This is a genomic window from Micromonospora salmantinae (assembly GCF_022230905.1).
Taxonomy (GTDB): Bacteria; Actinomycetota; Actinomycetes; order Mycobacteriales; family Micromonosporaceae; genus Micromonospora; species Micromonospora salmantinae.
Genome location: NZ_JAKKFG010000007.1, coordinates 91,713 through 116,111, shown reverse-complemented (window position 1 = coordinate 116,111; position 24,399 = coordinate 91,713). Strand labels below are relative to the sequence as shown.

22 protein-coding genes are annotated in these 24,399 nt (G+C 71.8%); 9 read left to right on the top strand and 13 right to left on the bottom strand.

Annotated elements, in window-relative coordinates; all coding sequences use genetic code 11:
• Window positions 1-264: 264 nt before the first annotated feature.
• The gene (locus PSH03_RS06510; protein ID WP_238688543.1) at window positions 265-2,229 is read left to right on the top strand and encodes a penicillin-binding transpeptidase domain-containing protein; all 1,965 of its coding nucleotides are present in this window, start codon (window positions 265-267) and stop codon (window positions 2,227-2,229) included.
• Between the two features lie 140 nt (window positions 2,230-2,369).
• On the opposite strand, the gene PSH03_RS06505 is transcribed toward PSH03_RS06510, so the two are convergent.
• The 7 genes from PSH03_RS06505 to PSH03_RS06475 all read right to left on the bottom strand — a co-directional run bounded on the left by PSH03_RS06505 (window position 2,370) and on the right by PSH03_RS06475 (window position 10,230).
• Window positions 2,370-3,773, bottom strand: a complete 1,404-nt coding sequence (locus PSH03_RS06505) for an arginase family protein (RefSeq protein WP_308194356.1) — start codon at window positions 3,771-3,773, stop codon at window positions 2,370-2,372.
• A gap of 69 nt (window positions 3,774-3,842) precedes the next feature.
• Entirely contained in the window at window positions 3,843-4,766 is a 924-nt protein-coding gene (locus PSH03_RS06500; protein ID WP_238688542.1) for a tetratricopeptide repeat protein, read from the bottom strand.
• 182 nt (window positions 4,767-4,948) lie between these two features.
• Window positions 4,949-6,637: a coenzyme B12-dependent isobutyryl-CoA mutase large subunit gene (gene icmA, locus PSH03_RS06495; RefSeq protein ID WP_210786094.1), complete on the bottom strand. Its 1,689-nt coding sequence runs from the start codon at window positions 6,635-6,637 to the stop codon at window positions 4,949-4,951.
• A 215-nt stretch (window positions 6,638-6,852) separates the two neighbouring features.
• Window positions 6,853-7,266, bottom strand: coding sequence for an Asp23/Gls24 family envelope stress response protein (locus PSH03_RS06490; RefSeq protein ID WP_238688541.1), 414 nt, complete (start codon window positions 7,264-7,266; stop codon window positions 6,853-6,855).
• Window positions 7,267-7,325: 59 nt separating this feature from the next.
• Window positions 7,326-7,745: an Asp23/Gls24 family envelope stress response protein gene (locus tag PSH03_RS06485; RefSeq protein WP_238688540.1), complete on the bottom strand. Its 420-nt coding sequence runs from the start codon at window positions 7,743-7,745 to the stop codon at window positions 7,326-7,328.
• Between the two features lie 228 nt (window positions 7,746-7,973).
• Entirely contained in the window at window positions 7,974-8,975 is a 1,002-nt protein-coding gene (gene meaB / locus PSH03_RS06480; RefSeq protein ID WP_210785793.1) for a methylmalonyl Co-A mutase-associated GTPase MeaB, read from the bottom strand.
• A 55-nt stretch (window positions 8,976-9,030) separates the two neighbouring features.
• Window positions 9,031-10,230 (bottom strand): acetyl-CoA C-acetyltransferase, encoded by a 1,200-nt coding sequence (locus tag PSH03_RS06475; protein ID WP_091405811.1) that lies wholly within the window; start codon window positions 10,228-10,230, stop codon window positions 9,031-9,033.
• Window positions 10,231-10,291: 61 nt separating this feature from the next.
• Between PSH03_RS06475 and mce the strand changes: the two genes are divergently transcribed.
• The 4 genes from mce (at window position 10,292) to PSH03_RS06455 (ending at window position 16,379) form a co-directional block, all read left to right on the top strand.
• Complete coding sequence (mce, locus tag PSH03_RS06470; protein ID WP_238688539.1) at window positions 10,292-10,768, top strand: methylmalonyl-CoA epimerase; 477 nt, start codon at window positions 10,292-10,294, stop codon at window positions 10,766-10,768.
• A 363-nt stretch (window positions 10,769-11,131) separates the two neighbouring features.
• On the top strand, window positions 11,132-12,487 hold the full coding sequence (gene ccrA, locus PSH03_RS06465; protein ID WP_238688615.1) for a crotonyl-CoA carboxylase/reductase: 1,356 nt from the start codon (window positions 11,132-11,134) through the stop codon (window positions 12,485-12,487).
• Window positions 12,488-12,845: 358 nt separating this feature from the next.
• The gene (locus PSH03_RS06460) at window positions 12,846-14,111 is read left to right on the top strand and encodes a DivIVA domain-containing protein (RefSeq protein WP_091405818.1); all 1,266 of its coding nucleotides are present in this window, start codon (window positions 12,846-12,848) and stop codon (window positions 14,109-14,111) included.
• A gap of 177 nt (window positions 14,112-14,288) precedes the next feature.
• Window positions 14,289-16,379, top strand: coding sequence for a coiled-coil domain-containing protein (locus PSH03_RS06455; RefSeq protein WP_238688538.1), 2,091 nt, complete (start codon window positions 14,289-14,291; stop codon window positions 16,377-16,379).
• Between the two features lie 72 nt (window positions 16,380-16,451).
• Here the strand turns inward: PSH03_RS06455 and PSH03_RS06450 are convergent, their stop codons facing one another.
• Complete coding sequence (locus tag PSH03_RS06450) at window positions 16,452-16,979, bottom strand: endonuclease domain-containing protein (protein WP_238688537.1); 528 nt, start codon at window positions 16,977-16,979, stop codon at window positions 16,452-16,454.
• Between the two features lie 73 nt (window positions 16,980-17,052).
• Between PSH03_RS06450 and PSH03_RS06445 the strand changes: the two genes are divergently transcribed.
• The 4 genes from PSH03_RS06445 (at window position 17,053) to PSH03_RS06430 (ending at window position 19,365) form a co-directional block, all read left to right on the top strand.
• Window positions 17,053-17,448, top strand: coding sequence for a hypothetical protein (locus PSH03_RS06445; RefSeq protein ID WP_238688536.1), 396 nt, complete (start codon window positions 17,053-17,055; stop codon window positions 17,446-17,448).
• A gap of 325 nt (window positions 17,449-17,773) precedes the next feature.
• Window positions 17,774-17,920 (top strand): hypothetical protein, encoded by a 147-nt coding sequence (locus PSH03_RS06440; RefSeq protein WP_210785797.1) that lies wholly within the window; start codon window positions 17,774-17,776, stop codon window positions 17,918-17,920.
• Window positions 17,911-18,099 (top strand): DUF397 domain-containing protein, encoded by a 189-nt coding sequence (locus PSH03_RS06435; RefSeq protein WP_238688535.1) that lies wholly within the window; start codon window positions 17,911-17,913, stop codon window positions 18,097-18,099. Before PSH03_RS06440 ends, PSH03_RS06435 begins: the two co-directional genes overlap by 10 nt.
• Window positions 18,100-18,264: 165 nt before the next feature.
• Window positions 18,265-19,365 carry an AI-2E family transporter gene (locus tag PSH03_RS06430; RefSeq protein WP_238688614.1) on the top strand — a complete coding sequence of 367 codons (1,101 nt, stop codon included), beginning with the start codon at window positions 18,265-18,267 and terminating at the stop codon, window positions 19,363-19,365.
• Window positions 19,366-19,392: 27 nt separating this feature from the next.
• Here PSH03_RS06430 and PSH03_RS06425 read toward each other — a convergent pair whose 3' ends face one another.
• The 5 genes from PSH03_RS06425 to PSH03_RS06405 form a co-directional block, all read right to left on the bottom strand.
• A complete protein-coding gene (locus PSH03_RS06425; protein WP_238688534.1) occupies window positions 19,393-20,202 on the bottom strand; it encodes an alpha/beta hydrolase in 810 nt (269 codons plus the stop codon).
• A gap of 66 nt (window positions 20,203-20,268) precedes the next feature.
• Window positions 20,269-20,592, bottom strand: a complete 324-nt coding sequence (locus tag PSH03_RS06420) for an Rv1322 family protein (protein WP_502361688.1) — start codon at window positions 20,590-20,592, stop codon at window positions 20,269-20,271.
• A 124-nt stretch (window positions 20,593-20,716) separates the two neighbouring features.
• The gene (locus PSH03_RS06415; protein ID WP_238688532.1) at window positions 20,717-22,507 is read right to left on the bottom strand and encodes a 3-hydroxyacyl-CoA dehydrogenase family protein; all 1,791 of its coding nucleotides are present in this window, start codon (window positions 22,505-22,507) and stop codon (window positions 20,717-20,719) included.
• 126 nt (window positions 22,508-22,633) lie between these two features.
• A complete protein-coding gene (locus PSH03_RS06410; RefSeq protein WP_238688531.1) occupies window positions 22,634-23,704 on the bottom strand; it encodes an alpha/beta hydrolase in 1,071 nt (356 codons plus the stop codon).
• 80 nt (window positions 23,705-23,784) lie between these two features.
• Window positions 23,785-24,150: an FHA domain-containing protein gene (locus PSH03_RS06405; protein WP_255750185.1), complete on the bottom strand. Its 366-nt coding sequence runs from the start codon at window positions 24,148-24,150 to the stop codon at window positions 23,785-23,787.
• Between the last annotated feature and the right edge of the window lie 249 nt (window positions 24,151-24,399).

The window sequence follows — 24,399 nt, the reverse complement described above, 5'->3', positions numbered from 1 at the left end:
CGTTGTGGGTCACTCTGCCGCCCAGCCTAGGCCCTGCCGTTCTGCGCCTTCGTCGGCGGACCACTGGCCAGACGTCCGGATCGGGACTTTGTCCTTTCACCCGTTGCGGGTCCGAGGTTGGCCGGCTGCGGGATACCCCGCCACGCGATGTTCATCACACGGGTGCGGCCCGTCTTTGAGCGCGGCCGAGCACCTGGGGGACGTTGGGGACGGCGTTCCCGTACTACCGTGCGAGGGCAGTCCGAGATCGGAAGGACCAGCTTCATGCCCTTGTCGTACCCCCGGCCCCACCGGCCGAACCCCGGCCGCCGGCTCGCCGCCGCCGTCACCACGGCGCTGCTCGCGGCGGGTGTCCTGGTCGGTTGTTCCGGTGACGACGGGCCGCAGCGCACCGTCGACGCCTTCCTCGCGGGATGGCGCAGCGGCGACCTCCAGGCGGTCGGTCTGATCGACCCGCTCGGCTCGAAACTGCCGTCGGCCGACGTGGCGCGCGAGATCAAGGACCTCTCCGGTGAGCTGGCGGCGACCCCGCCCACCCTGACGCGTCGCGGCGAGCCGAAGATCACGAAGGACATCGCCACCACGACCGTCCAGGTGGAGTGGGCCCTGCCCGGTCAGACCCGCTGGGCGTACGACCGGGAGGTGCGGCTCGCCCACGGCGACGACGACCAGTGGCAGGTGATCTGGGAGCCGAAGGTGGTGCACGAGCAGCTCACCAAGGGCGACCGGTTGGCGCTGCGTCGCGACCCCGGTGCCCGCGCCGCGGTGCTGGACAACGCCGGGAAGCCGCTGGTGACCCCGCGCCCGGTGGTCCGGGTGGGTGTGCAGCCCAACGGGGTCACCGACCTCAAGAAGCTCGTCAAGGACCTCGACGCGGCGTTCAAGGCCATCCGCCCGGCGCTGGTCCCCGGCGTCGACCTGGCCGACCTGCCCGACCGGGTGGCCAAGGCCGAGCCGGGCGCATTCGTCGAGGTGGTGTCGCTCCGCGAGGAGGCGTACCGGCAGATCAAGCCCCGCATCTACGACCTGCCCGGCACCAAGTTCGTCTCCGACAAGATCGACCTGGCGCCCACCCGTGAGTTCGCCCGTGCGGTGCTCGGCACTGTCGACCCGGCGCAGGCCGACGACATCGCCGCACACCCCGACCGGTACGTCGTCGGCGATCTGGTCGGGCACGGCGGCCTACAGGGCCGCTACGACGAACGACTGCGCGGCGGCCCCGGGCTGACCGTTGTGGTCGAACGTCCGGCCGAGGGCGGCAAACTCGAACCCACCGGCGCCGAGCTGTTCCGTCGGGAGCCGCAGCCGGGGCAGGCGCTGAAGACCACGCTGGACGTCGCCGTCCAGAACGCGGCCGACGGGGCACTGCGCGCCGAGTCGCGCCGGTCCGCCCTGGTGGCGCTCCGGATCAGTGACGGCGCCGTGCTCGCCGCCGCGAACGGCCCCGGCCCGGCCGGGGAAAACCTGGCCTTCGACGCCCAGGTGCCTCCGGGCTCGACCTTCAAGATGGTCAGCACGCTGGGCCTGCTGGACCGGGGCGCGGTCACGCTGGACGGGCCGGTGGACTGCAAGAAGACCTTCATCGTGGACGGCCGGTCCTTCAAGAACTCGGACAACTTCGAGCTCGGCTCGGTGCCGTTCCGCACCGACTTCGCCAAGTCCTGCAACACGGCGTTCGCCGCACTGGCCCCGAAGCTCGGCGGCGACGGGCTGGCCGCCGCCGGTCGCTCGCTGGGCCTGGAGGGTCAGTGGGACCTCGGCACGGACGCCTTCACCGGCAAGGTCTCGACGGGCGGCAGCCTGGCCGAGCAGGCCGCCGCGTCGTTCGGGCAGGGCACCACGCTGGTCAGCCCGCTCGCCATGGCCGGCGCCACCGCCGCCGTCGCCCGCGGCCGCTTCGAGCAGCCGAAGCTGCTGCTCGACCCGGCGCCGGCCAAGCCGGCCCCGGCAGGTGAGCAGCTCAAGCCGGAGTCCGTCGCGGCGCTGCGCACCATGATGCGCGAGGTGGTCACCGCCGGCACCGGCAGCGCACTCAAGGATGTGCCGGGCGAGGTGTACGGCAAGACCGGCACCGCCGAGTACGACGACAACCCGGCGCACACCCACGCCTGGTTCGTCGGCTGGCGGGGCGACGTGGCGTTCGCCGTCTTCGTGGAGAAGGGCGGGGCCAGCACCGCCTCGGCCGTCCCGATGGCCGAGCGCTTCCTCCGCGCCCTCCCAACCCCCTGACCTCACCACCCGAAGGGCCCGCCGGGCGTCCGGCCACCACCCGAAGGGCCCACCGGGCGTCCGGCCACCGTCCGGGGCCCCCGCCGGGCGTCCGGCCATTGCCCCGGGGCCAACGCCCGGTGCCCGGGTCGAGGGCCAGGTCAGGCGGTGTCGGCTTCGCGCCTCGCCGGCGGGTTCTGGGGCGACGGGGAGGTGCGTCGGAGGAGACCTGGGCCGGCCGACGCCGGTGGGCCGACCGGTTCACGCTCGACCAGGGGCGCGACGCTGGCCGCGACGCCCGAAGGCTCGGAGTGGGCCCGTCCGCCAGTGCCGGGTGACTCCCCATCGGCCGGGACGTCGTACGGCAGAGCGCTCACCGACGAACCGACGCCGGGGACACCGACGCCGGCAGGCCCGCCATCGGCGGCGTCGCTGTCAGCGGGGTCGATGCCAGCGGGGAATTCAAGCCGCGCAACCCGCTCAGCGCGGTCGAGCCCGTCAAGCCCGTCAAGCCCAGCCAGCGCGTCGGGCCGCTCGGCACGGTCGGGACGCTCGGCCCGGTCGAGCCGCTCGGTGGCGGTCGCGGCCCGGCCGTTGCCGCGCCGCGGGGAGGGCGTGGGCCGGGCCGACAGCAGTCGGGGCGGCACGGCTTCCGGGGCGGTCACCGGTGCCAGACCGGCGACCACTGTGTTGACGATCTCGGCCGCGTACGAGCCGTCCGGGTCGTAGTCGGGGTCGAAGACGGTCACCTCCACGCCGAGGCAGTGCGGGGTGTCGACCAGGCCGGCGAGCAGGATCTCCAGCTCGGCGAAGGCGATTCCACCCGGGTCGGGGGCGTCCACGGCGGGCATCACCGCCGGGTCGAGCACGTCCACGTCGATGTGCACCCAGTAGCCCGCGCAGTCGGCGAGTTGCTCGTGCGCCCACTGGGCCGTCCGGGCGGCACCTTCGGCGCGCAGCGCCGGCACCGGTCGGGTGGTGATCCCGGCGGCCTGGAGGTCGAGCCGGTATTCGTCCTGGGCGCGGATGCCGAGCACCACCACGTCGATGTCGCGGAAGTAGGGCCGGCGGCCCTCCAGCGCGGCCAGGTCGGCCTGCCCTCGCCCGGTGACCAGGGCCAGGTCCTCACCGGCGGCGGCGCCGACGTAGGAGGCGTTGCCGGGGTGCCGGAAGTCGGAGTGCCCGTCGACGAAGACCAGCCCGATCCGCCCGCCGACGGCCTCGCCGAGGCGGTGCATGGCCAGGGCCGAGCCGAGGAGCACAGAGCAGTCGCCGCCGAGCACCACCGGGAACTCACCCCGGTCGATGATCGAGCCGATGCGTTCGGCGAGGGCCAACGAGTAGTCGGCGATCTCCCGGGCGTGGCACACCCCGTCGCCGGGCCGCCAGTCGCCCGGGTCGTACCGGGCGGGGGTGACACAGCCGGCGTCGCGGGCACGGAGCCGGGCCAGCAGGTCGTGGTCGCGCAGCGCCCCCGGCGCCTTGGCGCAACCCGGGACCGACGTGGGCGTCGGCGGCCGTAGACCGAGATTTGTCGGCGCGTCGAGGACGGCGATCCGGCGCATCGTGAGCTCCCGTCCTCGATGGTCGGGCGGGCCGGCCGGAACGCCGGCCCGCGCTGGCGTGCTACGAACTCAGAACAGGGCGCTGGCCAGGGCCCGACGCGCCGAGGCGACCGCCGGATCGTCAGGGCCGGCGATGGAGAAGAGCGAGACCAGGTGCTGGCGAACCGCCTCACGGTCCTCACCGGCGGTGCGCCGAACCAGACCGACGAGCCGGGCGTACGCCTGCTCGGCCAGGCCGCTGAGCACCTCGATGTCGGCGGCCAGCAGCTGGGCTGCGACGTCGTCGGGGGCGCTCTCCGCGGCGGCCAGCGCGACGGACGGGTCGGCACCGGCCACCCGGCGGGCCACCCCGACCTGGGCCAGCCCCGCCGTGGCCGCGGCGTCCGCCGGGGCGTCGGCGAGGATCTTCCGGTACGCCTGCTCGGCGGCGTCCAGATCGCCGCTCATCAGCGCGTCGTCCGCCTCGTCGAGGCGGGGGTCCTCGGGCTCGGCGACGGTCACGCCACCGGCCTTGAGCACGGCCTGGATCCACTGCCGCAGCTGCGCCTCGGGAACCACTCCGGAGAAGGCGTCGACCGGCTGGCCGCCGACGACCGCGTAGACCATGGGGATGCCCTGCACCCGGAACATCTGGGCGATTCGGGGATTTTCCTGCACGTCGACCCGGGCCAGCACCCAGGTGCCGCCGCCCTCGGCGTTCAGCCGCTCCAGGACCGGGGCGAACTCGTCGCTCTCCGGGAAGCCGGCCGCACCGAAGAACACGACGACGGGCGTGGCCATCGAGCGTTCGAGCACGTCGGACTGGATGGTCGCCTCGGTGACGTCCACGGTGGCGGTGTCACCGCCGGCGGTGGGCGCGCCGGGGGCGCCGTTGGTCGGGCCGCCCTGCGGGGGCGTGCCGGGGCGGGTACTTGCTGGTGCGGGGCCACGCAGCGTGCTGAGGTCGACCGCGCCGCGGGTGAAGATCGACGAGGTGATCCGTGGGTCGCTCATGGTTACCTAGTCTCGCACGTGAGCCCCCGATCTCAGCTCACCCGCAACCCCGACGTTGCAACTCTCACGCCCCGCCCCCACCCCCCGCGATCTTGCATATTCTGTCGCCGGTACGCCGCATTCATGCCTTATGTCGGCACAGAAACCGCAAGATCGACGGGGTGGGGGTTGGCGGGTAGGGGTTAGAAGCGGGCTGGCTCTCGGTAGGTGCCCCACTCGGCGCGCAGGGCGTCGCAGATCTCGCCCAGGGTCGCCTCGGCGCGGACCGCGTCGAGCATGGCGGGGATCATGTTCTCGTCGGTACGGCTCGCCTCGATCATCCGCGTCACCGCCGCGCGGACCGCCGACTCGTCACGCGCACCCTTGCGCTCGGCGAGCACCCGGCGCTGCTCCAGCTCCACCTCGTGCGAGATGCGCAGGATCTCCAGCTCCTTGGCGACCGTGCCGGTGTGGCAGTTGACCCCGACGATCTTCTTGTCGCCCTTCTCGAGGGCCTGCTGGTAGACGAAGGCCGACTCGGCGATGTGCCCGGTGAACCAGCCGTCCTCGATGCCGCGCAGGATGCCCGAGGTCATCGGGCCGATCTGGTGTGGCCCGTCCCCACCGAGCTGCCGGATCCGGGCGAAGATCTCCTCCGCCTCGGCCTCGATCTTGTCAGTCAGCGCCTCCACGTACCAGGAGCCGCCGAGCGGGTCGGCCACGTTGACCACACCGGTCTCCTCCATCAACACCTGCTGGGTACGCAGGGCGATCTCGGCCGACTCGTCGGTGGGCAGCGCCAGGGTCTCGTCCAGCGCGTTGGTGTGCAGCGAGTTGGTGCCGCCGAGCACCGCCGCGAGAGCCTCGACGGCGGTGCGTACGACGTTGTTGACCGGCTGCTGCGCGGTCAGCGACACCCCTGCGGTCTGCGTGTGGAACCGCAGCCACAGGGCCTTCTCGCTGGTCGCGCCATAGACGTCGCGCAGCCAGCGGGCCCAGATCCGGCGGGCGGCGCGGAACTTGGCGATCTCCTCGAAGAAGTCGAGGTGCGAGTCGAAGAAGAAGCTCAGCCCCGGCGCGAAGACGTTCACGTCCAGCCCACGGGAGAGACCCAGCTCGACGTAGCCGAAGCCGTCCGCCAGGGTGTACGCCAGTTCCTGCGCCGCGGTCGAGCCGGCCTCACGGATGTGGTAGCCGGAGACCGACAGCGGCTTGTAGCGCGGGATCTCCCGGGCGCAGTACTCCATCAGGTCGCCGATCAGGCGCAGGTGCGGCTCCGGGTCGAAGAGCCACTCCTTCTGCGCGATGTACTCCTTGAAGATGTCGGTCTGCAGGGTGCCGTCCAGCTTGGACAGGTCGGCGCCCTGCCGCTCGGCGGCGACCAGGTACATGCAGAACACCGGCACGGCCGGACCGGAGATGGTCATCGAGGTGGTCACGCCGGCCAGGTCGATGCCGTCGAAGAGCGCCTGCATGTCGGTGGCGGTGTCGATGGCCACGCCGCAGTGGCCGACCTCGCCGAGCGCCTGCGGGTCGTCCGAGTCGCGGCCCATCAGCGTCGGCATGTCGAACGCCACAGAGAGCCCGCCGCCGCCGGCGCCGAGGATCATCTTGTAGCGCTCGTTGGTCTGCTGGGCGTTGCCGAAGCCGGCGAACTGCCGGATCGTCCAGGTCCGACCGCGGTAACCGGTCGGATACAAACCCCTGGTGTACGGATACTCGCCCGGCCATCCGATCCGTTCGAAGCCCGGATAGGTGGCGCCCTCCGGCGGCCCGTACACCGGCTCGACCGGCATCCCGGAGAGCGTGGTGAAGTCCGCGTCCCGCTTGCGCGCGGCGTCGTACCGGGCCTGCCAGCGCGCCCGTCCGGCGTCGATCTCGTCGGCGTCCATGAGCAGGGCTCCTCCTCGGGTCCTCGACTGCCTGTCGAGTGTAAGGCCCCTACCTGAACGATCGCTAAGTCAGGCCGTACCGACGAGTAACGGCGAGCGCACCCGTCGATCATGGAGTTGTGGTGGTGCACAAATCCCGCAGCCGGGGCCAAAATGGCCACCACGACTGCATGATCGACGAGGGCGGGAGGGCGGGCGGGAGGGACCAGGACCGCTCAGGCTGGGGGTGTGGTGGGGGTTTCGCCGATCGCCAGGTCGTCGACCCGGATGTTGACCTCGTCGACCCGCAGCCCGAAGGTCTCGACCGCCTCGGTCACTCGCGCGCGCACCTGACCGCTGACCTCTGCCACCTGTCGACCGGCCTGGATCACCAACACCAGGTTGACCACTGCGGCGTCCCCGGTCACGTGGGCCGAGCAACCCCGCCGGGCGTCACCCACCTGGTCCAGCCCGACCCGGTCGAGAACCGCGTTGAAGAACCGGGCGACGTCCCCGCCCAGGTCGGCCACGCCGGGCACCGCGCGGGCCGCCGCGACGGCGATCTTCTCGATCACCTCGTCGGCGACCTGCGTCGTCCCGCCGGCCGGCACCGACGCCCTGGTCAGCTCCCGCGTTGCTTCCAGGTCCACAGTCGCTCCCTGCTCCTCACACCACCGAGTCAGCCGTCAGATTGTCGGGCAGCCACGCGTCAGGCTCCGGCTGCCGCCCCCGGCTGGTTCAGCTCGATGTCGTCCACAGTGACGTTGACCTGGGTGACAGTCAGGCCGTACTTCTCCACCGCTTCGATCACCGCGGCCCGCACCGCCTCGGTCACGTCGGCCACGACGTGCCCGGCGTCGATCACCAGGACCACGTTGATGACGGCCGAACTGCCCTTCACGTCGGCCGACACGCCCCGCCGAGCGTCGCCCACCTCGTCCAGGCCGATCTTGTCCAGCACGCTGTTGAAGAACCGGGAAACATCGCCGCCGAGATCGGCGACACCGGGCACGGCACGAGCGGCCGTACCGGCGATCTTCTCCACGACCTCGTCGGAAACCGACGTGACACCGCGGGCCGCGCCCGTCGTGGGCTGCGCTGCACCGGCGTTCTCCACCGCGTCCGTCATGATCACATCTCCCCTGGTCCCGGTGAATTGTGGACCGACCGGCTCGTCAGCCCGCTTCGCGGAAGCCCCGCTTGCGGCCACGCGCGGCGAGCCTACTAAAACCAGAGGGACCTTCGCTTGCAGGCGTGCGGCGCGCCCGACCGGCCGCACGGGCGACGGCGTCCGTCCGCACCGGACGGTGCCGATCGGGTTCCACCAGGTGGACGCGCCGGCCGGCAGGTCGCCGGGTCAGCGTGCGAGCTGGGCGAGCAACTCGTCCGCCGCCGTGTACGGGTCGGTAGCGCCCTCGGCAACCTTGGTGGCGAGCGTGGCCAACTCCGTACCGTCGCGCAGTGAGCCGATCCGGGAGCGGAGGGTGCCGAGCGCGATCGCCTCGATCTCGGCGGCGGCCCGCGCCTCCTGGCGGCGGCGCAGCTCGCCGTGCTCGATTAGCCAGCCCCGGTGCTTGTCGATGGCGGCGGCGATGTCGTCGATGCCCTCGCCGCGCGCGGCGACCGACCGGACCACCTGGGGCCGCCACTGCCCCGGTCCGCGCTCACCGAGCGCGATCATGCCCTGGATGTCACGGACGGTGGCGTCGACGCCGTCCCGGTCCGCCTTGTTGACCACGAACACGTCGGCGATCTCCAGGATGCCGGCCTTGACCGCCTGGATCGCGTCGCCCATCCCGGGTGCGAGCAGCACCAGCGTCGTGTCGGCGAGCGAGGCGACCTCCACCTCGGCCTGCCCGACGCCGACCGTCTCCACCAGCACCACGTCGCAGCCGGCGCCCTCCAGCACCCGGACCGCCTGCGGTGTGGCCGCGGCCAGCCCGCCGAGGTGGCCCCGGCTGGACATCGACCGGATGTAGACGCCCGGATCGGTGGCGTGGTCCTGCATCCGCACCCGGTCACCGAGGATCGCTCCGCCGGTGAACGGGCTGGACGGGTCGACAGCCAGCACGCCCACCCGGTGCCCGCGCGCCCGCAGCGCGCGGACCAGCTCGTTCGTGGTGGTCGACTTGCCCACCCCGGGCGAACCGGTCAGCCCGACCACCTGGGCCTGCCCGGCGTACGGCGCCAGCGCCGCGGCGATCTCCGGCAACAGCGCGTCACCGTTCTCCACCAACGTGATCAGGCGAGCCACCGCGCGGGGGTCGCCCGTGCGGGCCCGCTCGACCAGCAGCGGTACGTCCCGGCTGCGGCGCACCGACGTGGTGCCCGCTGCCGGGACGTGCTCAGCCTCGCTCACCGCGTCACCCCCGTTCGCGACCGCGGGGCTCGCGGGACCGGCTCGCTCCTGGTGCTCACTGGCTGGTCTCGGCCTTGCCCGGCACGTGGATGATCAGCGCGTCGCCCTGGCCACCGCCGCCACACAGCGCGGCCGCGCCGGTGCCACCGCCGCGCCGCTTCAGCTCCAGGGCGAGGGTCAGTACGAGACGCGCGCCGGACATGCCGATCGGGTGCCCCAGCGCGATCGCGCCGCCGTTGACGTTGACCTTGTCCGGGCTGATCCCGAGGTCCCGGGTGGACTGGACACCGACCTGCGCGAACGCCTCGTTGATCTCGATGAGGTCCAGGTCCGCCACGCTCAGGCCACCCTTCTTCAGGGCGTGGTTGATGGCGTTGGACGGCTGCGAGTGCAGGGAGTTGTCCGGGCCGGCCACGTTGCCGTGCGCACCGATCTCGGCCAGCCAGGTCAGCCCCAGCTCCTTCGCCTTGGCCTTGCTCATCACGAGCACCGCGGCGGCGCCGTCGGAGATCGGCGACGAGCTGCCGGCGGTGATGGTGCCGTCCTTGGCGAAGGCGGGACGCAGCTTGGCCAGCGACTCGACAGTGGTGTCCGGGCGGATGCCCTCGTCCTCGGTGATCACCAGCGGGTCACCCTTGCGCTGCGGGATGACCACCGGAGCGATCTCGTCGGCGAAGTGGCCGTTCTTCTGCGCGGCGGCGGCCCGCTGGTGGCTGGCGGCGGCGAAGGCGTCCTGCTCCGCCCGGGAGATGCCGTGCCTGGCACCGAGTCGCTCGGTCGACTCGCCCATCGAGCAGCAGTCCCAGGCGTCGCTGAGCCCGTCGTGCGCCATATGGTCCTTGACCACCACGTCGCCGTACTTGTAGCCGGTGCGCTGGCCCATCAGCAGATGCGGGGCGTTGGTCATCGACTCCATGCCGCCGGCCACCACGATGTCGAACTCGCCGGCGCGGATCAGCTGGTCGGCCAGGGCGATCGCGTCCAGGCCGGAGAGGCAGACCTTGTTGATGGTCAGCGCCGGCACGGACATCGGCACGCCGGCCTCGACCGCCGCCTGCCGAGCCGGGATCTGACCGGTGCCGGCCTGCAACACCTGGCCCATGATCACGTACTGGACCTGGTCCGGGCTGACGCCGGCACGTTCCAGCGCCGCCTTGATGGCGATCCCGCCGAGCTTCGTGGCCGGGAGGTCCTTGAGGTTGCCCAGCAGCCGGCCCATCGGGGTCCGCGCGCCGCTGACGATCACCGAAGCCATGCCTGCCTCCGAGGGGGTGCCGAGCTGTACGCCTTAACGATTGTTCGGCCAGACTAGCGCCATGGCAGAGAACTCCCCCGTCGAGCCCGGTGCGGACTACGTCACAGACATCGGGCTTCGCAAGATTGACCACGTCGGGATCGCCGTGGCCGACCTGGACGCCGCGATCGACTTCTACCAGCGGACGTTCGGGATGCGCTGCGTCCACGTGGAGACCAACACCGAGCAGGGCGTCCGGGAAGCGATGCTGGCCGTCGGGCCGACCACCGAGGGCGGCTGCGTGCAGTTGCTCGCCCCGCTCACCCCGGAGTCGACGATCGCGAAGTTCCTGGACCGCAACGGGCCGGGCGTGCAGCAGGTCGCGTACACCGTGGTGGACATCGACGCGGCCTGCGCGGCGCTGCGCGAGCGTGGCGTGCGCCTGCTCTACGACGCTCCGAGGCGTGGCACCGCGGACAGCCGGATCAACTTCGTCCACCCCAAGGACGCCGGAGGCGTCCTCGTCGAACTGGTCCAACCCGCCCGCACCCCCCACTGACCGACCCCCCTGCCCCGCCCTCACCCCCTGCCCCGCCCTCACCCCCTGTTGATCAAGAGGTTTGCGTCATCCTGCGCCGCGCAGATGACCGAAAACTCTTGATCAGCGAGGGGTAACGGCCGTCGGACGCCGGGTGCGCGCACGTCAGTGCGCGGTTGGCGCTGTGGTCGGACACCTTCACGCATCGGCGGATGCAGTTTTTCACAGAGGACTTCCCGGCCTAGCTACCGTTCAGTAACGTCCGGCCCCACAGGAGCGCGACCGGTGCCGGATGTGTCGAATGCCGACATGGCGGTCGTGCCCACCGGCGCCGACGATGGCAGCACCCGGGCCCGTGCGGGTGCGGATGAACCGGAGGTCACCGTGCAGGACATCCTCGAAGCGATCATGGCGGCGGAGGAATCGAACGATCCGGACCGCGAACTCGCCGGCCTCGCCGGGCTGCCCGTACCGGAGAGCTACCGGGGCGTGGTGGTCCGCGCCGAGGAAGCCCGGATGTTCGACGGCATGGCCACCCGGGACAAGGACCCGCGCAAGGCCCTGCACGTGCAGGAGGTGCCGACGCCGGAGCTGGCGCCGGGCGAGGCGCTGGTCGCGGTGATGGCCAGCGCGATCAACTACAACACGGTGTGGACCAGCATCTTCGAGCCGCTGCCCACCTTCAAGTTCCTGGAGCGCTACGGCCGGGTCTCCGAGCTGACCCGCCGGCACGACCTGCCGTACCACGTGGTCGGCTCGGACGCGGCGGGCGTGGTGCTGCGCACCGGCCCCGGGGTGACCCGCTGGGCCCCCGGCGACGAGGTGGTCGCGCACTGCCTCTCCGTCGAGTTGGAGGACGCGGCCGGTCACGACGACACGATGCTCGACCCGCAACAGCGGATCTGGGGCTTCGAGACCAACTTCGGCGGGCTGGCCGAGCTGGCGGTGGTCAAGGCCAACCAGCTGATGCCCAAGCCGCGGCACCTGAGCTGGGAGGAGGCGGCCAGTCCCGGGCTGGTCAACTCCACCGCGTACCGGCAGCTCGTCTCGCACCACGGCGCCAACATGAAGCAGGGCGACGTCGTGCTGATCTGGGGCGCCTCCGGCGGCCTCGGTGGGTACGCCACCCAGATGGCGCTCAACGGCGGCGCGATTCCGGTCTGTGTGGTGTCCTCACCGGAGAAGGCCGAGCTGTGCCGTCGGATGGGCGCGGAACTGGTCATCGACCGGGCCGCCGAGGGCTTCCGCTTCTGGAAGGACGAGGAGACCCAGGACCCGGACGAGTGGCGGCGCCTCGGCGAACGGATTCGCGAGCTGACCAGCGGCGAGGACCCGGACATCGTGTTCGAGCACCCGGGCCGGGAGACGTTCGGCGCCAGCGTCTACGTGGCCCGGCGCGGCGGGACCATCGTCACCTGCGCCTCCACGAGCGGCTTCCTGCACCAGTACGACAACCGCTACCTGTGGATGCACCTCAAGCGGATCGTGGGCAGCCACTTCGCCAACTACCACGAGGCGTGGCAGGCCAACCGCCTGGTGGCGCTCGGCAAGGTGCACCCGACGGTGTCCCGCACCTACCCGCTGGAGCAGACCGGCCAGGCCGCGTACGAGGTGCACCGCAACGCCCACCAGGGCAAGGTCGGCGTACGCTGCCTCGCACCCACCGACGGGCTGGGCGTGCGCGACGGAGAGTTGCGGGCCCGGCACGAGGACGCAATCAACCGGTTCCGGGGTCACTGACCGGCGCCGCCGGCCCGGGGTCACTGACCGGCGCCGCCGGCCTCGGGGGCGTCGACCGGCATCCGGAGCGCGAGGCGGGTCCAGGCCGGACGGCGGAACGCCGGATGACCATTGCGCTGATCGCTCATTGTTCTTCCGCCCCCATTAGCGGATAAGCCACCCGGATCGAACAAAGGGCCTCGGGGTAACCCCGGGGCCCTTTTCCGCGTCACGCTGCGTGGCGTCCGACCCGCCGGGACCTGCCAAGATCGCCGATTGGTCCAACCTCGCCGATCGCGGGAGTTGACCATGTAAAGAGGGCACGAAAGCTTCGCACCGCTCTTGCGAAGCACCCTGGGGCGTCTGCCAGTATGTCCCAATGCCCCAGCAGCAGTCCTCCCCTCTCGCGTTCTTCGATAACGCGAACTCGCAGCCAGATTTCACCGTTGGCCTGCGCGGATACAACACCCATCAGGTCGACGACTTCCTCGGCCGGATGACCGCCGCGCTGACCCAGTCCGAGCAGGCCCGTGCCGAGGCCGAGCAGCGGATGAACGACGCCCAGCGTCGGCTCCGCCAGGCCGAGCAGCGCATGAGTGCGCTGGAGCAGAAGCTCACCGACACGAACAAGCAGCTCGAAGAGAACAGCCGACCCACCCTCTCCGGGCTCGGCACGCGCGTCGAGCAGATCCTCCGGCTCGCCGAGGAGCAGGCCAACGACCACCGCAACGAGGCCAAGCGCGAGTCGGAGGGCATTCTCTCCGCCGCCCGCCTCGAGGCCCGCGAGATCACCGACAAGGCCCGCGCCGAGGCCGCCGCCATGAAGGCGAGCGCCGAGCGCGAGGCGGGCAACCTGCGCACGGCCGCCGAGCGCGAGGCCGCCGAGGTCCGGGTGCAGGCTCGCCGCGAGGCCGACACGCTGCGCGCCGACGCCGACCGGGAGACCAAGCAGCTGCGTACGGTCACCGCGCACGAGGTGGCCGAGCTGAAGTCGACAGTCGAGCGGGAGGTCGCCACCCTGCGGGCCACCGCAGAGCGGGAGATCACCCAGCAGCGGGCGAAGGCCGCCCGCGAGGCTGAGGAGAAGCGCGCCGAGGCGACCAAGCTGCTCACCGATGCGCGGGACAAGCGCGACAAGGACCTGCAGGCCCTGGAGCTCCAGCTGGCCGAGCGGCGGGAGAAGGCCGAGCGCGAGGAGTCCGAGCGGCACGCCGCCCAGGTCGCGCAGACCCAGAAGATGGTCAGCGAGGCCGAGCAGCGTGCCCGGGCCGCGCAGGAGCGGGCCAAGGAGATCGAGCAGCGCGCCGAGGCGCGGCGGGTCGAGTCGGAGCGCAACGCCGCCGAGACGGTCGACAAGGCCAAGGCCCACTCGGAGAAGACCCTCAACGAGGCGAAGGCCGAGTCGCAGCGCCTGCTCACCGAGGCTCGCACCGAGGCGGAGCTGACCACGCAGGCCGCCCGCCGCGAGGTCGAGGACCTCACCCGGCAGAAGGACGCTGTCACGTCGCAGCTGGGTCAGATGCTCTCCGGCCTCGCCGGCATCGTTCCGGGAATGCCGGCGCAGGCCGCTCCGGCTGCCAAGCCGGAAGCAGCCAAGAAGACCGATGGCGGTCAGGAGCGGGTGCCCGCGGAGACCGCCGGCTGACGCGAGGCGTCAGGTCGGGGCATCGACGGCGCGAGGTGACACCGGGTAACCGGTGCCACCTCGCGCCGTATGCGTTTCCTAACCCCGGGTATCCGTTGACCGCAACGGAGTGAAGTAGCTCCCACAAGGCCCGTCCGTATCGCCCCAGCAGGGCCCGTTGCGTGTGAGGATGGGGGCATGTCGCACGGCGAGGAACTGTTCGCTCTCGGCGGGGACGTGACGACGGAGCCCAGCTTCGAGTCCGCTCTGCGGGGGTACGAGAAGAAACAGGTCGACCGTTATGTCGCACGTGCTGAGCACGAGATCGCGACCCTCGCCTCCGAACGGGAACAGGCGTATACACAGATCCACAAGCTCGCCGGCCAGGTCGAGGTTCTCCAGCGCGACCTGACCCAGGTGCGCAAGCAGATGAACGTCGTCGACCGGGCGTCGTTCCGGCACCTCGGCCCGCGGGTCGAGTCGATCCTCACTCTCGCCGAGGAGCAGGCGGAGCAGATCCTCGGCGACGCGAACGGGGAGATCGAGGCCCGTCGTGCCGCAGCCGAGCACATCATCGAGGAGGCCCGCGAGCAGGCCGCGCGGGCGCTGAAGGACTTCGAGATCGCCCTCGCCGCCCGACGCGCAGAGGAGGAGCGGCACAGCGCCGCGCAGCGGGCCGAGGCGGACGCGGCCCTGCGGTCGGCCAAGGACGAGTCGGCGCAGTTGCGCAAGGCTGCGCAGGACGCTCTGGCGAAGGCCCAGCAGGAGGCCACCCAGCTACGGGACTCCGCCAAGGAGATCCACACCCGGGCCCAGCAGGAGGCCACCAAGCTGCGCGAGACGGCCCGCGAGACGCTGACCAACGCCCGGCAGGAGGCCAGCGACCTGCGCGATGCCGCCAAGGAGGTGCATGCCAAGGCGCTCCAGGAGGCCAAGCGGCTCACCGACACCGCGACCGAAGCCGGGCGGGCCACCCACGCCAAGGCGCAGCAGGAGGCCAAGCAGATCATCGACGACGCGTCGATGGCCGGGCGGGCCACCCGCGCCAAGGCGCAGCAGGAGGCCGAGCGGCTGACGACGCAGGCAACCGAGTCGGCGAAGCGCAGCCGGGCCGAGACCGAGGCGTACGTGCAGCGCATGCGCACCGAGACCGAGGCGTACGTGCAGCACACCCGGGCGCAGACCCAGCAGGAGCTGGGCGCGTGGCGGGCCGGGGTGGAGCAGGAGGTCAACTCCCGTCGGGAGGCGGCCGACCGGGAGTTGGCGCAGCGGCGGTCCGCGGCCGAGCAGGAGTTCGCCAAGCGCCGCGACGAGTTGGACAAGCAACACGCGGCGCGCCAGCAGGAGTTGGAGGCCGGGCTCGCCAGCCGTCAGCAGGAGCTGGAGAGCGGGTTCACCACCCGTCGGGACGAGCTGGAAACCGAATACTCCAGCCGGAAGAACGAGCTGGAGACCGAGTACACGGCTCGCAAGAACGAGATCGAGCAGGGCGCGGCCGGCGTCCGTCAGGCAGCCGAGCAGGACGCGGCGGCGCTGCGCCAGCGGTCCGAGGCGGAGGCCGCCGATCTGCTGAGCCGGGCCGAGGCCGAGGCCAGCGACAAGCGCCGCAAGGCCGACGAGCATGTCGCGGGGTCCCGACGGCAGTTCGAGGAGTACGCGGCCACCACGCAGCAGCACCTGGCCACCACCCAGCAGCACCTGGCGGCGACCCAGCAGGAGTCGGCGGCGGGCCGTCAGCAGTTGGCCCAGGTGATGTTGGAGATCGCCCAGGCCCAACAGCAGTTGGCGGATCTTCGGCAGGAGACCTGGAAGGCCCGGCAGGAGTCCGACGAGCTTCAGCGTCAGATGTCCGAGCTGCGGTTGCAGAGTGTCGCCGGTCCGATCGACGGCCCGACCGCGCCGGTCGGCGACGCCGGCGCGAGCGAAGGCGTGTCCGGTGGTGGGGACGACGGCGTGAGCGTTGCCGCCGGCGCGACCTCCGGATCGGGTGCGGGCGCCGGGCTGAAGACGGAGCCCGCCGACACCAGGCAGCCGGTGAACGCCGCTGCGGAGGAGTCCGGGCAGTCCACGACGCGGCCGGTGGCCGAGCCGGTGACCACAGTGGACGGTGGCACGGCGAGCGCCGGGGTGGACGGGGAGCCGACAGTGGCCGCCGTTCCGGGCGAGGGCGGTCGGGGCGCCAAGCCCACCAAGATCACTAGCACCGGTGAGAACGGCAAGCGACCCACCAAGCCGACCACCGACGAGCGCAGCGCCAAGCCCAGCAAGGTCACCATCGAGAAGGAGTGACGGGCACCCCCTCGTCGAAGCTTCGAAATCTTGGACACTTTCCGTCAGCGGTTGACGGAAAGTGTCCAAGATTCACTTTTGGGTCGGGTGGCGTAGGGGCGTGGTGGGGGTCCAGCCGGCCGCGATGAGGGCGCGCCGGACGGTGTCGGCGACCTCGTCCGGGCGGGCGCGGACCAGCCAGGCCGGGAAGCGCAGAATCCGGTCGCCGCTGGTCCAGACGTCGTTCTGCCGACGCATGTCGGCCGCCCACTGCTTGGCGTCCATGTGGTGCGCGCCGTCGATCTCCACCTGCACCCGCCACTCCCGCCAGTACGCGTCCAGCCAGCGGTTCCGGCCGCCCGCGTCGACCCGGTGTTCCTGCAGGTCCGGGGCGGGCAGTCGGTGTCTGCGGCACAGCCGCAGGAAGTCGATCTCCGAGAGCGCCTGTGCGCCGCCCGCGATGTCGCTGACGGTCTGCCCGATCAGCCGCCGACGGGGGGCCCGAGGGAGGACGTCGAGCACCGCCTGCAACTCCTCGGGCAGCGCCCGGCGTTGCTGGCAACCGGCGGCCAGCACCGACTGCGCCTCGTACACGCCGGCCGCCCAACCCGCCGCGTCCACCAGGGCCCGCGCCGTCGTGGTACGCGGTCGGCGGGCACGTTGGACATGGGCCTCGGGGAGGACCCTTCGTGCGGTGGACCAGGACGGCGGGCATGTCGATCGGAAGTCGACGCAGGGTGGCCCGCGCGGCACGGCGGGCTGCCGGCACCAGCACGTGCACCGGCTCGCGTCGCAGTCCCCGTACCCCGGCTTCGGCGGCGGCGGACACCCCGGCCAGCACCGCCCCCGGCCCGGCCGCCAGCACCGCCACCCAGAGTTGCTGGTCGCGGGTGAGTCGGCCGTTGCCGGCCAGCAGGATCCCGCGGCAGACCGGCCGCCACCGACCGGAGCGAATCCGGCCCCGCACCCGCCCCTCGCTGAGCAGCCCGGTGACCTGCGCGGTCGTCAGCACGCCCGCCTGCTCGGAGGCGAGCCAGTCGAGTGCGTCGGCGTCATCGGCGGGCAGCATCCGGACAGCTTTCGCCCTTGAGCGCGCCCCACCACCAGATCTTGGACAGTTTCCGTCACGGCCTAACGGAAACTGTCCGAGATCTGCACGGATTCGGCGCGCCTGGTCGACGTCCGGGGTGGGTGGGGTCCTCGTCGAACTCCGCTTGCAGCAGCCGGGCGTTCTTGCGGGGCCACGGCCGGACGTCGGCCCGGTAGCACCACATGGGTCGCAGCGGAGTGTGCGGCGTCCGCGCGCCGCAGGGTCGGGGATACCGGGGGTACGGCCCGAGCCGCTGGGGCCGTGGGGCCGACTTTCCGGACCGTTCAATCTGGCCCGAGGCGCCGACGGTGGTTGGGTGGGGCACATGGAGCATCAGATTGACGGTCTCGTGGTCGATGGCGACCATGAGGTGGCTACGCTGCTGGCGCGTTGGGAGATGATCAGAAACGGTGCGTTTTCTCGCCGCCAGTCGATCGAGCTGATGAAGGAAGTTGTGACCTCATGGACCTGACCGGCGCGCTCTGGCGCACGTCCAGCCGTAGCGGCAACGGAGAGTGTGTCGAGGTGGCGGACAACCTGCCCGAGGTCGTGGGGGTGCGGGACAGTAAGGACCCGGCCGGCCCGGTGCTGGTGTTCGCGCCCGCCGCGTGGCGGGCGTTCGTGGCCGTCGCCCGTCGTCCGACGGTCTGAGCCGGGAGGCCCCTGGTGCCACAGCACGACCCGTCCGGCGACGAGCCGGACGTGACCCCCGGTCCCCCGCCAGCCGAAACCCCACAGCCGGCGGAGACGCCACCGTCGGCGGAAGCGCAGCCGACGGAGGCGCAGGCGGCATCGTCGGCGGCAACGCCACCGCCGGTGCCGGTCCCCGCCCCCGGGGTCGACCCGGATGAGCCACCGGCGGTCCCGTCCGGAAAGTTCGGCACACCGGGGCGGCCACTGCGCCGCAGCAGTTTCCTGCTCGGCTTCACCGGTGCGCTGGGCGTGCTGCTGGCGTACACCCTCTATCTGGGGATTCGCAATGCCGGCGGCATCCTCGTGCTGGTGGTGATCGCGCTCTTCCTCGCGGTCGGCCTCAACCCGGCGGTGGTCCGACTGGGCCGCTGGGGTGTGCCGCACGGCCTGGCGGTGGCGGGGGTCGCCCTGACCGTGGTGCTGCTGCTCTGCGGCGGTGTGGTGGCGCTGGTTCCGCCGATCGTCACCCAGTCGGGGCAGTTCATCGACCAGATCCCGAGCCTGCTCGACGAGTTGCGTCGCAACCCGACGGTCAATGACCTGGTGGAGCGGTACGACGTGGTGGAGCGGGTGCAGGGCGCGGCCAACGCGGAGACGGTCGGACGGGCGCTCGGCGGGGTGCTGGGCGGCGCACAACTGATCTTCGGCACGGTGTTTCGGACGCTGACCGTGCTGGTCCTGACCATCTACTTCCTGGCGTACTTCGACAAGCTGCGTTCGCTGGGCTACTCGTTGGTGCCCCGGTCGCGGCGGCAGCGGGTGCAGCTGATCGGTGACGAAATATTGGCCAAGGTTGGCTCCTACATGGTCGGCGCGCTGAGCATCGCGGTGCTGGCCGGCGCGACCACCTTCGTCTTCGCCCTGATCGTCGACCTGCCGTACCCGTTCGCGCTGGCCGTGGTGGTCGCGGTGACCGACCTGATCCCGCAGATCGGCGCCACCCTGGGCGCGGTGATCGTGAGTCTGGTCGGCTTCGCCGCCGACCTGCCGACCGGCATCGCCTGCGCGGTCTTCTTCCTGATCTACCAGCAGGTGGAGAACTACCTCATCTACCCGAAGGTGATGCGGCGTTCGGTGGAGGTCAACGAGGTGGCCGCCCTGTTGGCCGCGCTGCTCGGGGTGGCGCTGCTGGGTGTGGTGGGCGCGCTGATCGCCATCCCCACTGTGGCCGCGCTGCAACTGATCCTGCGCGAGGTGGTGCTGCCCCGCCAGGAGCGCCGCTGAGCGGCGGCCGGGCCGGGAACGGGCGGGTCAGTCCGCCTTGGTGGCGGCTGGGCCGGGAACGGGGGTGTCGGCGAAGGCGGCCACCGTGCGGTCGGCGTACGCGCTGACGTCGCCGGCCTCCATCGGGCCGTCCCAGGTCGTCGGAAGCGGCACCTCGACGGCCGGGTTGACCCGCCGGACGATCTGGTCGAGCACCGTCTCCGCGTCGCCCACCCACAGGTGCTTGGCGCCCGGCACCCCGACCACCTCGGCCTGCGGTACGGCGGCGAACCGCTCCCGCGCTTCGGTGGGGCGTAGGTAGTCGTCGAACTCCGGCACCAGCGCCACCAGCGGCCGACCCGAGTCGGCCCAGGTGGCCAGGTCCTCGGGGGCGGAGAAGCGCAGCGGCGGGGAGAGCAGGATCGCCCCGGCGATCGTCGGGTCGCAGCCGTACTTCAGCGCCAGGTCGGTGCCGAACGACCAGCCGACGAGCCAGATGTTGGGCAGCTCGGCGAACTCCGCGTACTCGATGGCGGCGGCCACGTCGTACCGCTCGCCCACCGCGCCGTCGAAGGCCCCTTCGCTGGTGCCGCGCACGCTGCTGGTGCCACGGGTGTTGAACCGCAGCACCGCCAGGTCGGCCAGCGCGGGCAGCCGCCAGGCCGCCTTGCGGAACACGTGGCTGTCCATCATTCCGCCGTGGGTGGGCAGCGGGTGCAGGCAGACCAGGGTGGCCACCGGCGACCGGTCGGCCGGCAGGGCCAGCTCACCGACCAGCCGCAGACCGTCGGCGGTGTGCAGCTCGATGTCCTCCCGGCGGCCGGGCAGGATCGACGACGCGCGGATCGCTGTGCTCACCGCCCAAGTCTGTCGCGAAGTCGCCGCCGCCGCCCGCCCAGGCACGAACAGCGTGACCCAGGTCGCTCAGTAGCGCGGGGAGCCCCGGCCACGCTGCACCGCCGGGCCGCGTCGTTCCCGGGCCCGCCAGCAGCCGCTGTGCCAGTGCCGTCGGTCGGTCAGGTCACCCAGGCCGTCCGCCGGCCAGGCCACCAGGTGCGCGACCCCCGGTGGGATCTCCTGGTTACAGCCGGGGCAGCGGTACGTCTTGACCGACGCGCCCGCGCCGATGCCGCGTACCTGCCAGGCGCCGTCGGCCCACTGCTGCACCGAGGCGACGCCCTGCCGGACCCGGTCGGCGTCCAGGTTGGCGTTCTCGTCCCGGCGAGGGCGGTTGCGACGGGGGCTCACAGTCACCAAGGTTACGGTCACTTCCAACTGGCCGGCTCGCCAAGGTCGTCGGCGACCCGGAGCCCGCCGAAAACCGTGCTGACCTCCGCGTCCGTGGGCGACCGCTCCCAGACTTTGACACCGGTCAGCGGTGCGAGTGGTCGCGGAAGCCGCGGCGGGTCTTGCGGCCCAGGTAGCCGGCGGTGACCAGGTGCTCCAGCAGCGGCGCGGGCGCGAAGCCCGGCTCGCGCAGTTCCAGGTACAGCTCGCGCTGGATGGCCAGGGAGACGTCCAACCCGACCACGTCGAGCAGCTCGAACGGGCCCATCGGGTAGCCGCAGCCCAACTTCATGGCGTGGTCGATGTCGTCGGCCGTCGAGTAGCTGGCCTCCAGCATCTTCACCGCGTCGTTCAGGTACGGGAAGAGCAGCGCGTTGACGATGAAGCCGGACCGGTCGCCGCAGACCACGCCGGTCTTGCCGAGCGCGGCGCAGACGGCGCGGGCGGTGGCGGTGGCCTCCGGGGAGGTGCGGATGGTGCGGACGACCTCGACCAGCGGCATCACCGGGGCCGGGTTGAAGAAGTGCAGCCCCACCACGTCGGCCGGCCGCTGGGTGGCCATCGCCACGTCGATCACCGGCAGCGACGAGGTGGTGGTGGCCAGCACCACACCCGGCTTGCAGATCTCGTCGAGGCTGGCGAAGAGGGCCTTCTTGACGCTCAACTCCTCGACGACCGCCTCGACCACCAGGTCGACGTCGGCGAGATGGTCGAGCGTGGCGGACCAGCTGATCCGGCCCAGGGCGGCGTCCCGGTCGGCCTCGGCGAGCTTGCCGCGCACCACGCCCTTGTTCAGCGAGGTCTTCACCGCCTCGCAGACCTTCGCGGACTTCTCCATGCCGCAGGTCACCGAGACGACCTCGTAGCCGGCCTTCGCGAAGACCTCGATGATCCCGGTGGCCATGGTTCCGGAGCCGACCACGCCGACCTTCGCGATGGCGCGCGCGCCGTCGGCGAGCGCGGCGTCCGTGGCGAGCGGCGTCGCCTCGTCCGGTACGACCACCGGGGAGCCGGGCCGCTCGTAGGTGTAGAACCCCCGGCCCGACTTCCGGCCGAGCAGCCCTGCCGTCACCATCTGCTTGAGCAGCGGCACCGGGGCGTGGCGGCGGTCCCGCCCGCCGCGCCGGTACATGGTGTCCAGGATCTCGTACGCGGTGTCCAGGCCGATCAGGTCCATCAACGCCAGCGGGCCCATCGGCAGGCCGCAGCCGAGCTTCATGGCGGCGTCGATGTCCTCCCGGGTCGCGTAGTGCGACTCGAACATGGCGACCGCGTGGTTGAGGTAGCCGAAGAGCAGCGCGTTGGCGATGAAGCCGGCCCGGTCGTTGATGGTGACGTCGACCTTGCCGAGCCGGGCGCAGAGCGCCTCCACGTCGGCGACCACCTCGGGTGCGGTGACTACCGTGCGGACCACCTCGACCAGCTTCATCACCGGGGCCGGGTTGAAGAAGTGGATGCCGATCACCTGGTTGGGGCGGCTGGTGGCGACGGAAATCTCGGTGACGCTCAACGACGAGGTGTTGGTGGCGAGGATCGTCTCCGGTCGGCAGACCCGGTCCAGCTCCGCGAAGATCCGCTGCTTGAGGTCCAGGTGCTCGGGCACCGCCTCGATGACCAGGTCGACGGAGTGCAGCGCGTCCAGCCCGACCGCGAAGTGCACCCGCTCGTGCAGGGCGTCGCGGTCCGCCTCGGCGAGCTTGCCCTTGGCGACCGCCCGGTCGGTGGAGCCCTTCAGGGTGGCCCGGCCGCGCTCCAGCGCCGGCGCGGAGATTTCCACTGCTACCACGTCGATGCCGTTGCGGGCGAAGACCTCGACGATGCCGGCACCCATGGTGCCCAGCCCCACCACACCAACGGTGCTGAACTCGCGCGCCACGACCTGCCTCCCCAGAGACTCCGCACGGCCACTGAACGGCCGCTAAGGTTATGCGCGCGAGTCTGCCACGTGACGGTGAGTTGTCGAGACGCCGTGGCATATTTCACCCACGGCCCAGCGGCGCCGCTACCCGGCCGCCACGCTGGTCAGGGCCAACAACTCCGCGACGAACTCCGCCGGGCGCTCCAGGTGCGGGCTGTGCCCGCAACCGGGCAGCACCACCTCGTGGTACGCGCCGCCGGCCGCCGCGTACCGGTCGAGCACCGCCCGGGTCTGGCCGACCATCGGCTGCGGTGGGCAGGCGTCCGCGCCGGGCCAGCCGGGCACGAGATCCAGCGAACCCAGGTACGCCAGGTCGAAGAGCGAGGTGTCCGAGACGATGACGTCGACGTCTCCGCGTACCCAGGTGACCGGCGGTTTCTCGGCGACGGCCACCAGCTCGTCGGCGAGCCGGAACCAGGTCGGCGCGAGCGCGTTGAGCACCCCGCGCTCCCCCGGCGCGGTGCCCGGCCAGTTCTCCGACGGCACCGCCGTGCCCGGGTAGTTGTCGTCCCCGGTGGCGGTGGAGAGCACTGTGTCCAGCAGCAGTTCCTCGTCAGTGCCCAGCGAGGCGGGATCGGCGACATAGGTGGCTCGCAGCACGGCGCGCGGGCTGGCCGGCGCGTCAGTGCTCCGGTCGCCGGCCGCGAGGCGGGCCACGAAGTCCGGGTTCGCCGTGCCGGCGCCGGTGCCGGCGAAGTCGGCTGTGGTCGGCGTACCGGTCAGGTCGCGGGTGCCGCCGAAGCCGTACGGGGAGACCGGTGCGGCGAGCAGCAACGCCCCCACCCGGTGCGGATGGTCGACCAGCAGGCGCATCGCCACCCCGCCGCCGAGGGAGTGCCCGACCACCACCGGGCGCGCCTCGGCGTCGAAGAGCGTCGGGTCGTCCAGCAGTGCGGCCACGTCGTCGGCGAAGTCCCGCAGGCCCCGGGTGGCGTCCACCGGGGCGGTCGCGGAGTCGCCGTACCCCCGCAGGTCGGGGGCGACCACCCGCAGCGTCGGTGGCAGACGGCGGACCAGCGGCTCCCAGAACAGCGCTGACGAGCAGTTGCCGTGGATCAGCAGCACCGGTGTGCCGTCCGGCGAGCCGGCCACCCGTACCGCCTGGGTGATGCCGTTCGCCGTCACGATCCGCTGCTCGGTCTCCATCCGCGGCATGGTGCCACGGGTGTCCCCGCCGGTCCAGGTGTCGGACCGCCACCCAACGGAGCTACCCGGTGTGGCGGACCGCCAGGCGATCAGCGACGCGAGCCCGGTGGCGCGGCCAGCGGCAGCGGCAGCGTCGGTCGGACGTCGCGCCGGGACGGGCCGAAGCTGAGCCCCACCGGGTCGGTGAGCGCCACCCCGGGGTCGAACAGGCGCAGTTCGGTGCGGCCCAGCCGGATCACGTCACCGTCGGAGAGTCGTTCCACCTCGGTGATCCGCCGGTCGTTGAGCCAGGTGCCGTTGGTGGAGCCCAGGTCCCGCAGGGACGGGCCCTCCGGTGCCAGCCACACCTCGGCGTGGCGACGGCTCAGGTGCGGGTCGTTGATGACCACCTGACCGGTCGGCGCTCGGCCGATCACCTGTATCTCGGCTCGCATACGAAAGCTCGCGCCGCGCATCGGTCCACCCGCGACCGTCAACAGCGGCATCAGTTCCGGAAGTTCCTCCATGGACAGTCAGCCCTCCACCCCACACCGTCACTCCGCGCGTCAGCTTGCCATCAGACGGTAGTCGTCAATACCGACCGGCCGGTCAGCCTCTCGTCACCTCCCGGCCACCTGCCGTTCGACGATTCGGGCGGGCCGCATCCGTCACCAACGCCCTGACCTGCACTGATCAACGATCGGCCGGGTTGGTGCGACGCCGCT

What these genes read in the sequence shown, in the direction of transcription:
- PSH03_RS06440 (WP_210785797.1), top strand. Translation starts at nt 17,774, where the DNA reads ATGGAGCATCAGATTGACGGTCTCGTGGTCGATGGCGACCATGAGGTG.
- PSH03_RS06435 (WP_238688535.1), top strand. Translation starts at nt 17,911, where the DNA reads ATGGACCTGACCGGCGCGCTCTGGCGCACGTCCAGCCGTAGCGGCAAC.
- PSH03_RS06500 (WP_238688542.1), bottom strand. Translation starts at nt 4,766, where the DNA reads ATGAGCGACCCACGGATCACCTCGTCGATCTTCACCCGCGGCGCGGTC.
- PSH03_RS06485 (WP_238688540.1), bottom strand. Translation starts at nt 7,745, where the DNA reads ATGACGGACGCGGTGGAGAACGCCGGTGCAGCGCAGCCCACGACGGGC.
- PSH03_RS06460 (WP_091405818.1), top strand. Translation starts at nt 12,846, where the DNA reads ATGCCCCAGCAGCAGTCCTCCCCTCTCGCGTTCTTCGATAACGCGAAC.
- PSH03_RS06405 (WP_255750185.1), bottom strand. Translation starts at nt 24,150, where the DNA reads ATGCGCGGCGCGAGCTTTCGTATGCGAGCCGAGATACAGGTGATCGGC.
- PSH03_RS06455 (WP_238688538.1), top strand. Translation starts at nt 14,289, where the DNA reads ATGTCGCACGGCGAGGAACTGTTCGCTCTCGGCGGGGACGTGACGACG.
- PSH03_RS06475 (WP_091405811.1), bottom strand. Translation starts at nt 10,230, where the DNA reads ATGGCTTCGGTGATCGTCAGCGGCGCGCGGACCCCGATGGGCCGGCTG.
- PSH03_RS06510 (WP_238688543.1), top strand. Translation starts at nt 265, where the DNA reads ATGCCCTTGTCGTACCCCCGGCCCCACCGGCCGAACCCCGGCCGCCGG.
- mce (WP_238688539.1), top strand. Translation starts at nt 10,292, where the DNA reads ATGGCAGAGAACTCCCCCGTCGAGCCCGGTGCGGACTACGTCACAGAC.
- PSH03_RS06505 (WP_308194356.1), bottom strand. Translation starts at nt 3,773, where the DNA reads ATGCGCCGGATCGCCGTCCTCGACGCGCCGACAAATCTCGGTCTACGG.
- PSH03_RS06410 (WP_238688531.1), bottom strand. Translation starts at nt 23,704, where the DNA reads ATGCCGCGGATGGAGACCGAGCAGCGGATCGTGACGGCGAACGGCATC.
- icmA (WP_210786094.1), bottom strand. Translation starts at nt 6,637, where the DNA reads ATGGACGCCGACGAGATCGACGCCGGACGGGCGCGCTGGCAGGCCCGG.